Here is an 11,175-nt window from a genome sequence, read left to right on the forward strand (position 1 = left end):
TTCAGGCGGTCAGGCGCGGGTCGAGTCCGTACTGGTCCGGGACGCCGAGGTTCTCCCGCAGGGTCGGGCCCTCGTAGTCGAGGTGGAACAGCCCGCGCTGCTGCAGGACCGGGACGACCTGGTCGACGAAGGCGTCGATGCCGTCGGCGTAGACGTCGATGGCCAGGGAGAACCCGTCGCAGGCGCCGGCCTCGAACCAGGCCTGCATGTGGTCGGCGACGTCCTCGGCGGTGCCGGGCACGACCGGGTGGTAGTCGATGACGCCGTGCGCGAGGACGTCGCGCAGCGTCCAGCCCTCGCGGGCGACCTCCAGCGCGTGCGGCGCGCGCGGGTCCCCGGGCGAGGGCCGGGCCGCGGCGAGCTGCTCGGGGGGCAGTGGCTCGTCGAGCTGGGCCGGCTCCAGGTGCAGGCCGAGCATCGAGCCCAGGTACCCGACCCGCGCCTCGAGGTCGACGACCTCGTCGAGCCGGCGGCGGCGGTCCCGGGCCTCCCGGCGGGAACCGGCGATGCTGGGCATGAAGCCGGCGAACAGCTTCACCTCGTCGGGGTCGCGGCCGACGCTCACCGCGGCCGCCCGCAACGCGTCCCGGTGCGCCTTGCCCTCGGCGATGCTGAACGGGTTGGCGTAGACGCCGCTGGCGTACCGGGCGGCCACGGCCAGGCCGTTGCCGCCCCCGCCGGCCTGGAAGACGACAGGTTGGCCCTGCTCCGACGGCGGGATCGGCAGCGGTCCGCGGGAGGCGACGTGCGCGCCCTGCAGGCCGACGGGCGCGATCTTCGAGGTGTCGGCGAACCGCCCGCCCTCGACGTCCAGCACCCAGGCGTCGCGCTCCCAGCTGCCCCACAGCGCCTGCACGACCTGGACCACCTCGTGCACCCGCTCGTACTTCTGCGCCCGCGGCGGCAGCGCGACGCCGAAGTTGGCGGCGGCGGCCGGCAGCGAGGTCGGGACGGCGTTCCAGCCGGCCCGGCCGTGGCTGGCCACGTCCAGGGCCTTGAACTGCCGGGCGATCGCGTACGGCTCGTTCAGCGTCGTGGACGCGGTGGCCACCAGCCCGATCCGCTGCGTGGCCCGGGCCATCGTGGTCAGCACGACCAGCGGGTCGATCGAGTGGTTCGGCACCGCCCGGGAGATGTCGTTCTCCAGCACCGGGGTGTCGGCCAGGAAGACCAGCTGCAGCTTGCCGCGCTCGGCGGCCTGCGCGTACCGGGCGAAGACGTCCATGTCGGTGTAGCTGCGCGGGTCGACACCGGGCATCCGCCAGGAGCCCGGCTGGGAGCCATAGCCGTTGGCGATCTGGATGGCCAGGAGCAGCTGAGCGGGCACGACACGTCCTGTCGGGAGGCGGTAACCTGATCCGGAGATGGTCTCCGTTCGGATGCCACGACCATACGGAGACACTCTCCGTCTTGTCCACCAGGGAGGCCGGACGTGTCCGAGACGACAGCCGGACGGCGGCCCCGGACCGACGCCGCCCGCAACCGGACGCACATTCTGGACGTCGCCGAGCGGTACTTCACCGAGCACGGCGTGACCGGGTCGCTGGACGCGCTGGCCAAGCAGGCCGGTGTCGGCGCCGGCACCCTCTACCGGCACTTCCCCAGCCGGGACGCCCTGCTCGCCGCACTCCTCGCGGCGCGGGACAACGAGCTGGTGGCCCGCCGGGACGCGGTCCGGACCGCGGAGACCGACCCGGCCGTCGCACTGGACGGCTGGCTGGAGGCGCTGGGCACCTGGGCGACCGCGTTCGACGGGCTGCCCGACCCGCTGCGGGCCGCCGTCACCGAGCAGACCTCGCCGCTGGCGCTCACCTGCCAGGGCTACGTGACGACGACCGAGGAGTTCCTCACCGCGGCCCAGCAGGCCGGCCGGGCCCGGTCCGACGTCCGCGGCCGGGACCTGTTCCTGGCGGTGCTGGCGATCAGCTGGGTCCGCGAGGCGGCCATGGCCGACGCGGCCTCCCCGGCCGGCCTGGGGTCCCTGCTGCGCACCGGTTGGGCCACTCCCCCCGCCTGAGACTCAGCTGATCCCGGGCAGCTCGGGGCGGCGGGCCACCAGCAGCACGTGGGTGTCCGGCCAGTCCAGCTGCTCCCCCGTCGCCGGGTCCAGCAGCGTCGCCACGGGCGCGAAGACGTTGTCCACCAGCCAGTCGTTGCGCCAGGCGCCGGAGCGCGGGTCGACCTCGAAGCCGGCCGCGCGCACCAGCGCCGACCACGCGGCGCCGTCCAGGGCGCAGAACTGCTCGTGCACCTCGCTGAGCCAGTTGTGCGTGTAGCTGACCTTGGACAGGAACTCCATGGCGTCGGCCAGCCGCAGCAGCACGTCGTCCCCGTCGATCTCGAAGGGGAAGGCCACCCCGGCCGCCCGGCGGAAGTCCACCGCGAACTGGTCGAGGCGGGCCCGGGTGCACAGCCCGTCCAGGTACGGGCCGACCTCCTCGGCGGGCCGCGCCAGCAGGTCGACGGGACCGGCCGGGCGGGCACCGTCGTCGGTGCGCAACCGCAGCCGGACGGTCCGGTCGCCGTCGGCCGGGCCGCACACGTCGGAGTTCACCCAGACACCGCCGGGCACGGTGTGCGCGATGACGTTCGCGGCCAGCTCCTCCAGCGCGGACACCCCGCCGCCGTAGCTGAGGATCTCGTGGGTCAGCGCGAACGTCGTCGTGGTGTCCACCGTGGCCGGCGGGAAGACCGGCCCGTTGAGCACGTTGGCCTGCACGAAGAAGGTGTTCGGGTTGGCTGCGAAGGCCCCTTGTGCCCGGCGGTGCTCGCACTCGTCGAACAGGTGCCGGGCCACCTCGACGCCGAACAGGTCCGACTCGTGCAGGGTCGGCTCGCCGGCCGCCAGCTCCAGCATCGCGCCGGTCGCGCAGCCGATGTCGACGATCCGGCCGGGCTGCACGTAGGGCCGGGCCTGGTCCCACTTGCGCTGCGCCGCGGACTCGAAGGCAGCGATGTAGGAGCGGTACTCCCGGGTGGCGGTCAGCCCGCCCTCGGAGCCGACGACCGGGTCCGAGCAGATGACCCGGGTGGACTCCGCCAGCCCGTACCGGTCGAACACCGCGACCGTGGCCGGGTGCGCGAGCTCGCGCCAGGCCGGGTCGTCGGCCACCAGCAGCTCGAGCACGTCCCACGGCCGGGCCGGGGCGTCGAGCGAGGCGTCCTCCACCGGCACGATGCGGTAGCCCAGCGCCCGGTACATCGCAGCGACCGACGCGGTGGAGCAGGCCACGACGGTGTCGGCCGGGTCCGGTGCCCACCGACCGCCGGTCTCGTGCGCGACGGTCTTCAGCGTCAGCTCGGCGAACCGGTCGGTGGGGGCCACGTCGACCACCCCGACGACGACACCGGTGAGGCCCTCGGCCAGGCAGAACCGCTCGATGGCGGCCTCCCGCCGGTGCGCGGGCACCGGGTTGCGCCGGGTGCCCCGGTGGTTGGCCGAGGTCACCGCCCACACCACGGCCACGTCCTCGGTGCACACGACGGGAACGCCGTCGGTGTCGGCCACCCCGCCGGCGACGACCGCCCGTAGGTGCTCGGCCTGGAACCGGGTCAGCACGTGGTGCCGGCCGGGGAGCAGGACGCTGCGGACGGTCGCGGGGGGCACCCCCCGATCCTGACCGCCGGGGTGCGGCGACCGGCCACCGGGTCAGCCCCGGCCCGGCACCGCCAGGCCGTACTGGCTGATCTTCCGGTACAGGGTGGCGCGGGACAGCCCCAGCTCCGCAGCGGCCTGCACCACCGTCGTCCCGGGCACCGTCAGCCAGCGCAGGATCTCCTCGCGCTCCAGCTGCTCCAGTCGGGTCAGCGACCGCTGCACGGAGCTGAGCACCTCCGGGCGCAGGTGGCCCACGTCGACGACGTCGGTGCGGGACGCGGCCTCCCGCACCACCGCCCGCAGCTCCCGGACGTTCTCCGGCCAGCCGTACGCGGCCAGCGCCCGGACCGCCCGCGGGGTGAACTCGACGTCCCGGTGGCGCAGCTCCCGGGCAAAGGACCGGGCCAGTGGGCCGACGTCCTCGGGCCGGTGGCGCAGCGGTGGCACCTCGACGACGGCGTCGGCCAGCGCGGCCAGCGCCGGTGGCAGCGCGGCGTAGGACGACGCGGTCAGCACCGCCGGGCGCAGCGGGGTCGCGCTGTGCGCCAACACCGCGGCCAGCTCGTCGGCGGCCCAGGCCGGCAGCGCGTCGGCGCCGGCGACCACCACGCAGGTGTCCGGGGAGGTCAGCGCCGGTGACCACAGCGCCAGCCACGCCTCGACGTCCTCGGGGCCGGGCGGGCGGGCCACCAGCACCCGCTCGCGGCGCCGTCGTCCCTGCCGGGCCAGCGTGGCGACGGCGGACTTGCCCACCCCCGGCTCCCCCACCACGACGGTCAGCCGGCCTGCCGAGACGGCGTCCCGGGCGCCGGCGACGGCCTCGGACCAGCCGCGGGAGGCACACGGGTCCCCGGCCGGCAGCCGGTCGGCCACGACATGGAAGACCTCGCCGCGCGGCAGCGGACGCACCGGCTGACCGCCGGCGCGCACGTGCATGAGCGCGCTGGTGTTGCCCGCCGCCGACTGGGCCAGGGCCAGCAGCAGGTCGGAGGAGGCGTCGGACCAGGTGGTCATGTTGATGCTGCCGACCAGGTCGCCGCTGCGCGGGTCCAGCACCGGGACGGCGGCACAGGTGTAGCGCCGCAGCGGTGCCACGAAGTGCTCCCCGGAGCGCACCAGCGCCGGCACCCGGTCGGCCAGGGCGAGGGCGAGGCCGTTGGTGCCGGCGGTCTGCTCGCCGAAGTAGAAGCCGGGCGCCAGGTGCACCCGGTCCAGCGAGCGGTTCATGTCCGCATCGACCGACCAGCGGGCCAGCACCAGGCCCTCGTGGTCGGTGATCATCAGCCCGACGGGTTCGGTGCCCAGCGTCCCGTGCAGCCGGCTGAGCACCTCGGCACCGCACTCGTAGAACAACGAACCGGTGTCCACGGTGCCGGTGAAGACCGGCTCGACGCCCTCCGGGGAGACCCCGTAGCGCTCGCTGCGGACCCACGAGGCCTGCACCCGGGGGCGGGCCAGCGGGATCGGACTGCCTGACGTGTCCACGACGGACCCCCTCCGCGCGACGGTGCGCTCCTCGAGCGTAGGGCCCGGGACCCCCGGCCACGAGTGGTCGGTGTCTCACATTGAGACGCCGGGTCGTAGAGCGACGTGCGCATGCCGCCCTAGCGTCGGAGCCGGTGTGATCCAGCTCCCAACGGAGGGTCTGGAGCCTGCTCGAGGAGGACCCGTGTACAGCAAGGACGGCAACGACTACTTCGTCGTGGACGCGCACATCGCGCTCTGGGACGCCCGCCCCGAGAACCAGCGCAACATCCACGGCAAGCAGTTCATCGACTGCTTCTACGACTACCACCGCAACCTGAGCCCCGAGTCCGAGCTGTGGCCCTACGAGGAGTACCTCTACCAGGGCGGCGAGCGGCTGATGCGCGACGTCTTCGTCGACGGGATCGTCGACCACGCGGTCTTCCAGCCCGCCCGGCTCGGTGAGTTCTACGAGCGCGGTTTCGGCCAGACCGAGGAGGCCTGGGCGCTGACCCAGGCCCACCCCGACAAGCTGACGTACAACCACTGGTTCGACCCCCGCGACGGCGAGGCCGGCCTCGACCAGCTGCGTGCCGACGCCGAGCGCTTCCAGCTCAAGGGCGTGAAGCTCTACACCGCCGACTGGCACGGCGACAGCCGCGGCTGGAAGCTCGACGACCCGATGGCCTACCGGTACTTCGAGGTCTGCCGCGAGCTCGGCATCACGAACGTGCACGTGCACAAGGGCCCCACCATCCGCCCGCTGGACCGGGACGCCTTCGACGTCGCCGACGTCGACCACGTGGCCACCGACTTCACCGACCTCAACTTCATCGTCGAGCACGTCGGCCTGCCCCGGCTCGAGGACTTCTGCTGGATCGCCACCCAGGAGCCCAACGTCTACGGCGGCCTCGCCGTCGCCATGCCCTTCATCCACTCCCGGCCGCGGTACTTCGCCCAGATCATGGGCGAGCTCCTCTACTGGATCGGCGAGGACCGGATCCTGTTCTCCAGCGACTACGCGCTGTGGACGCCCAAGTGGCTGGTGGAGTCCTTCGTGGACTTCCAGATCCCCGCCGACCTCACCGAGTACGCGCCCATCTCGGTGGACCAGAAGCGCAAGGTGCTCGGGCTGAACGCCGCGCGTCTGTACGACATCCCGGTGCCCGAGCGCCTGCAGGTCGCCGACGCCGACGCCACCGCCACCGGTCCGCGCGACCCCGACGCGGCCGACAAGAACCTGGCGATGGCCTGATGACGGCGGTCCTGCCCCGACTGTCCGACGCCGCCGTCACCGCGGCACTCGACACCGTCATCGACCCCGAGCTCGACGAGGCGGTGACCGACCTCGGGTTCGTCCGGTCGGTGGTCGTCGAGGGCACGGACGTCGAGGTGCACCTGCGGCTGCCCACGTCGTTCTGCGCCCCCAACTTCGCCTGGCTGATGGTGTCCGACGCCCGGGACGCGCTGCTCGCCGTCCCGGGCGTGGGCCGGGTCGTGGTGGAGCTCGACGACCACCACGACTCCGACCTGATCAACGCCGGGCTCGCTGCGGACGCCGGCTACCGGGGCACCTTCGGCCACGAGGCGGAGCTGTCCCTCGACGAGCTGCGGGCCACCTTCCAGCGCAAGGCGCACACCGCCGCGATGGAGCGGGCCCTCACGGAGTGGCTCCGCGCCGACGCCTCGCGCACCGAGCAGGCCGTCGGGGACCTCGTCCTGGCCGACCTGCCGGCCGGGACGTCGAGGGACTCGCTGCTGTCCCGCCGGGCCGCCCTCGGGCTGCCCACCGACCCGTCGTCCCCGGTGCTGCTGACCCCCGAGGGCACCCGGCCGGCGCCGGAGACCGTGGCGATGACCCTGCGCAAGGCACGGTCGGTCCGGATCTCCGTCGACGGGAACGCGCACTTCTGCCGCGGCCTGCTCACCACCCGCTACCCGGGTTCGGACGCCGACCAGGTGTTCCGCCCGTCCATCGACTCCGCACTCCCCCTGGAGGTCCTGAGATGAAGGCCGTGCGCGTCACCGGCTACCACCAGCAGCTCGCGCTGGCCGAGGTCGACGAGCCGGAGGTGAGCGGTCCGCACGACGTCGTCGTCCGGGTCGGCGGAGCCGGCGTCTGCCGCACCGACCTGCACATCCTCGAGGGCCAGTGGGCCGAGAAGTCCCAGGTGGCGCTCCCGTACACGATCGGCCACGAGAACGCGGGCTGGGTCCACGCGGTCGGCGACGCCGTCACCAACGTGGCCGTCGGGGACGCGGTGATCCTGCACCCGCTGGTCACCTGCGGGCTGTGCCGTGCCTGCCGGTTCGGCGACGACGTGCACTGCGAGGCCAACCGGTTCCCCGGCATCGACAGCGACGGCGGGTACGCCGAGTACATCCTCACCACCGCACGCAGCTGCGTGAAGCTGGACGACTCGCTGGAGCCGGCCGCCGTCGCCGCGCTGGCCGACGCCGGCCTGACCGCCTACCACGCGGCCGCGAAGGCAGCCCGGCGACTGCGGGCCGGGGACCGCTGCGTGGTCATCGGCGCCGGCGGCCTGGGCCACATCGGCATCCAGGTGATGGCGGCGATCTCCCCGGCCGAGCTGATCGTCGTCGACCGGAACCCCGACGCGGTGGAGCTGGCGCTGGGCATCGGCGCCGACCACGCCGTCGTGGCCGACGGCAGCCAGGTCGAGCAGGTGCTGGAGCTGACCGGTGGCAAGGGCGCCGAGGTGGTCATCGACTTCGTCGGTGAGGGCGGGTCGACGAAGCAGGGCATCGCGATGACCCGGCAGGGCGGGGACTACCTGATCGTCGGGTACGGCGAGAACATCGACGTCCCGACGATCGACCTGATCTCGGCGGAGATCAACATCATCGGCAACCTGGTCGGCAGCTACAACGACCTGGTCGAGCTGATGGCCCTCGCCGCCCAGCAGAAGGTCACCCTGCACACCCAGCGCTACGCGTTGGCGGACTTCCAGCAGGCGATCGACGACCTGGACGCCGGCCGCGTCCGCGGCCGGGCGATCCTCGTCCCCTGACGACGCCCCGGCATGGGATCCCCCGCATACGGCGCGGCGCGTCAGCGGTATGCGGGGGATCCCATGCCACGGCGGGCGGGGGCTAGAGGGCGGCGACCCTCGGGGCGACCTCGGTGCCCAGCAGCTCGATGCCCCTGAGCAGGTCGCTGTGGGCCAGGCGCGGGTTGGTCATCTGCAGGCTCAGCCGGTCGACGCCGCCGAGCTGCTCGGCGACCCGCTCGATCTTGGTGGCCACGGTCTGCGGGTCGCCCATGAAGAAGGCGCCGTCGGGGCCGGAGGTGGCGTCGAACTGCGCCCGGCTGGGCTGCCGGAAGCCGCGCTCGCGGCTGATCTTGGTGAACATCTCGTTCCAGCCCGGGTAGATCGTGTCGGCGGCGGCCTCGGTGCTCTCCGCGACGTAGCCGAACACGTGCAGGCCCACCTTGAGCTTCTCGGGGGCGTGCCCGGCCTGGGCACCGGCCCGGCGGTAGAGGTCGACCAGCGGGGCGAACTGGCGGGGTTCGCCGCCGATGATCGCGATCATCAGCGGCAGGCCGAGCAGGCCGGCCCGGGCGAAGGACTCCGGGCTGCCGCCGACGCCGACCCAGATGGGCAGCTGCTCCTGCGCCGGGCGCGGGTAGACCCCCTGGCCACGCAGCGCGGGCCGGTGCTGGCCGGACCAGGTGACCTTCTCGGAGTCCCGGATCTGCAGCAGCAGCTCCAGCTTCTCGGTGAACAGCGAGTCGTAGTCGGCCAGGTCCAGGCCGAAGAGCGGGAACGCCTCGGTGAAGGACCCGCGGCCCACGACGAGGTCGGTGCGGCCACCGGAGAGCAGGTCCAGGGTGGCGAACTGCTGGAACACCCGGACCGGGTCCGCGGCCGACAGCACCGTGACGGCGCTGCCCAGCCGGATCGCACTCGTCCGGGCCGCGGCGGCGGCCAGGATGATCGCCGGGGCGGAGTCGTAGTACTCGGGCCGGTGGTGCTCACCGATGCCGAAGGAGTACAGCCCGACCTGGTCGGCCAGGGCGATCTCCTCGAGCAGGTCCGACATGCGCTGCGCGGGGCCGATCTCCTGTCCGGTGGACGGGTCGGTGACTGCTGCCACGAAGCTGTCGACGCCGATGTGCACGGTGGACCTCCCAGGTCGATGGGCCACCGGGTGCGGTGGCGGGTGCAGTCTAGTCAAGCGTTCAACTGTCTGCGGTGTTCCCGGGGTCGACGGCGACCGTCCGGGTGCGCCAGGGTCCTCGTGTGACGCACGCCGCAACCGACAGCCCCAGCGCCGACACCCGTGCCGTGGTGGACCCGGCCACCTACGAGACCGGTCCCCCGCTGGCCGCCCTGGCCCGGCTGCGCGACCGGCACGCCGTCGTCTGGGTGGACGAGCCGGCGCTGCACGGGCAGCCGGCCGGGCCGGGGTTCTGGCTGGTGCTCCGGCACGCCGACGTCGAGCGCGTGATGAAGGACCCCGCCACCTTCTCCTCCTGGCTGGGTGCCACCCAGGTGCGCGACGCGACCGACCTGCCCTTCGCCCGCCGGATGATGCTCAACACCGACCCGCCCGACCACGCCCGGCTGCGCCGGCTGCTCAACCGCAGCTTCACCCCGCGCGCCGTGGCCGCGCTCACCGCGGCCGTCGAGTCCTCCGCCGCCGGGCTGGTCGACCGGATGCTGGCCGGGCCCGAGGTCGTGGACGTCGCCCGGGACGTGGCTGCCGACCTGCCGCTGCTCACCCTGGCCGAGGTGCTGGGGGTGCCGGCCGAGGACCGGTGGCTGATGTACGACTGGTCCAACCGGGTCATCGGCTGGCAGGACCCGGACTACGCGACGTCGTCGCACTTCGACGGCAGCACCGGCACGGAGCTGGCCCGGGAGGCCCTGCGGCTGCGACCGGAGCCCGGCCCGGACGGCCGGATGCCCGACCCGCGCACCGCCGCCGGCATGCCCGACCTCTACGGCTACGCCCGCCTGCTCGCCGAGCACAAGCGCGCCGCCCCCGGGGACGACGTGATGAGCCTGCTGCTGGCCCAGGTCGACGGCGCCGACGGCTCGGTGAGCGACGCCGAGTTCGAGTCGATGTTCTGGCTGTTCGCCGTCGCCGGGAACGAGACCCTGCGCAACGGCCTGCCCGGTGGCCTGATCGCGTTGCTGCAGCACCCCGACGCGATGGCCGAGCTCCGCGCGGACCCCTCGCTGCTGCCCGGTGCGGTGGAGGAGATGCTGCGCTGGTGGACCCCGGTCATGGTGTTCCGCCGGACGGCGACCCGGGACGTCGAGCTGGCCGGGCAGCAGGTCGCGGCCGGGGACAAGGTCGTCGTCTCCTTCACCGCGGCCAACCGGGACCCCGGCGTGTTCGCCGACCCGGACGCGTTCGACCTGCGCCGCTCCCCCAACCCGCACCTGACGTTCGGGCACGGCCCGCACTTCTGCCTGGGCGCCCAGCTGGCCCGGGTGCAGATGCGCGCGCTCATCGGCCAGCTGGTCGGGCGGACCCGCACGCTGGAGGCCGCCGGGGAGCCGGTGCTCCTCCGGTCGGCCTTCCAGCGCGGGGTCAAGCGGCTGCCGGTGCGCTGGACCGCCTGAGGGTCAGTCCGCCTCCTCCACCGGTGCCCGCCCCCCGGGCGGCACCAGCCCGCTGGCCACCCCGGCGGCCCGGCGGCGGCTCTCCACGAACTCGACCAGCGCCGGCCCGCGTGGACGCCGTCCGGGCCGGATGTCGCAGGTGGCGACCTTGGACTCCTGGATGTGCACGTTGGGGTCCATCACGACCCCGAACAGGTCGTTGCCGCTGTCACCTGTCGACAGGCCCTGCTCACCCCAGTGGTAGGGCACCCCGATCTGGTGCACGACCTGTCCCCCGCCCATGGTCAGCGGGCGCATCCGCTCGGTGACCAGCACCTTGGCCTCGATCGCCGTCCGGGCGCTGACCAGGGTCGCCCAGCCGCCGTTGGTGAGCTGCCGTTCGGCGGCCAGCTGCGGGGAGACCTCCACGAAGAACTCCGGCTAGATGTGATGTCCAGCGAGGTTGTCCAGGCGGCTGATCGGGGGTAGGGCTCCGGTGGCGCTGTGGGGCCGGTGGTGGTTGTAGAAGTGCAGCCA

Annotated in this window: 9 protein-coding genes and 1 pseudogene; 5 read left to right on the plus strand and 5 right to left on the minus strand. The window is 73.5% G+C overall.

What is annotated here, in order from left to right; translation table 11 throughout:
• Position 1: 1 nt before the first annotated feature.
• Positions 2 to 1,327 (minus strand): NtaA/DmoA family FMN-dependent monooxygenase, encoded by a 1,326-nt coding sequence (locus ASG41_RS19235; RefSeq protein WP_056299001.1) that lies wholly within the window; start codon positions 1,325 to 1,327, stop codon positions 2 to 4.
• A 105-nt stretch (positions 1,328 to 1,432) separates the two neighbouring features.
• On the opposite strand from ASG41_RS19235, the gene ASG41_RS19240 reads away from it, so the two are divergent.
• Complete coding sequence (locus tag ASG41_RS19240; protein WP_056299003.1) at positions 1,433 to 2,017, plus strand: TetR/AcrR family transcriptional regulator; 585 nt, start codon at positions 1,433 to 1,435, stop codon at positions 2,015 to 2,017.
• A gap of 3 nt (positions 2,018 to 2,020) precedes the next feature.
• Here ASG41_RS19240 and ASG41_RS19245 read toward each other — a convergent pair whose 3' ends face one another.
• Entirely contained in the window at positions 2,021 to 3,607 is a 1,587-nt protein-coding gene (locus ASG41_RS19245; protein WP_056299007.1) for a hypothetical protein, read from the minus strand.
• Between the two features lie 42 nt (positions 3,608 to 3,649).
• On the minus strand, positions 3,650 to 5,083 hold the full coding sequence (locus tag ASG41_RS19250) for a helix-turn-helix domain-containing protein (RefSeq protein ID WP_200939112.1): 1,434 nt from the start codon (positions 5,081 to 5,083) through the stop codon (positions 3,650 to 3,652).
• 184 nt (positions 5,084 to 5,267) lie between these two features.
• On the opposite strand from ASG41_RS19250, the gene ASG41_RS19255 reads away from it, so the two are divergent.
• From ASG41_RS19255 to ASG41_RS19265, 3 genes are read left to right on the plus strand one after another with little or no spacing between them, the layout of a single operon-like run.
• Positions 5,268 to 6,317 carry an amidohydrolase family protein gene (locus tag ASG41_RS19255; protein ID WP_056299010.1) on the plus strand — a complete coding sequence of 350 codons (1,050 nt, stop codon included), beginning with the start codon at positions 5,268 to 5,270 and terminating at the stop codon, positions 6,315 to 6,317.
• Entirely contained in the window at positions 6,317 to 7,072 is a 756-nt protein-coding gene (locus ASG41_RS19260) for an iron-sulfur cluster assembly protein (protein WP_056299013.1), read from the plus strand. The genes ASG41_RS19255 and ASG41_RS19260 overlap by 1 nt, the downstream gene beginning before the upstream one ends.
• Positions 7,069 to 8,094, plus strand: coding sequence for an NAD(P)-dependent alcohol dehydrogenase (locus ASG41_RS19265; RefSeq protein WP_056299015.1), 1,026 nt, complete (start codon positions 7,069 to 7,071; stop codon positions 8,092 to 8,094). Before ASG41_RS19260 ends, ASG41_RS19265 begins: the two co-directional genes overlap by 4 nt.
• Before the next feature lie 82 nt (positions 8,095 to 8,176).
• Here ASG41_RS19265 and ASG41_RS19270 read toward each other — a convergent pair whose 3' ends face one another.
• Complete coding sequence (locus tag ASG41_RS19270; RefSeq protein WP_056299019.1) at positions 8,177 to 9,205, minus strand: Atu2307/SP_0267 family LLM class monooxygenase; 1,029 nt, start codon at positions 9,203 to 9,205, stop codon at positions 8,177 to 8,179.
• A gap of 122 nt (positions 9,206 to 9,327) precedes the next feature.
• Here ASG41_RS19270 and ASG41_RS19275 point away from each other — a divergent pair, with 122 nt between their 5' ends.
• Entirely contained in the window at positions 9,328 to 10,659 is a 1,332-nt protein-coding gene (locus ASG41_RS19275; protein WP_157519541.1) for a cytochrome P450, read from the plus strand.
• 3 nt (positions 10,660 to 10,662) lie between these two features.
• Here ASG41_RS19275 and ASG41_RS19280 read toward each other — a convergent pair.
• Positions 10,663 to 11,079: pseudogene (locus tag ASG41_RS19280) on the minus strand (molybdopterin dinucleotide binding domain-containing protein); the annotation flags it as partial.
• Positions 11,080 to 11,175: the final 96 nt, after the last annotated feature.

Source organism: Modestobacter sp. Leaf380 (assembly GCF_001424485.1).
Lineage (GTDB): Bacteria > Actinomycetota > Actinomycetes > Mycobacteriales > Geodermatophilaceae > Klenkia.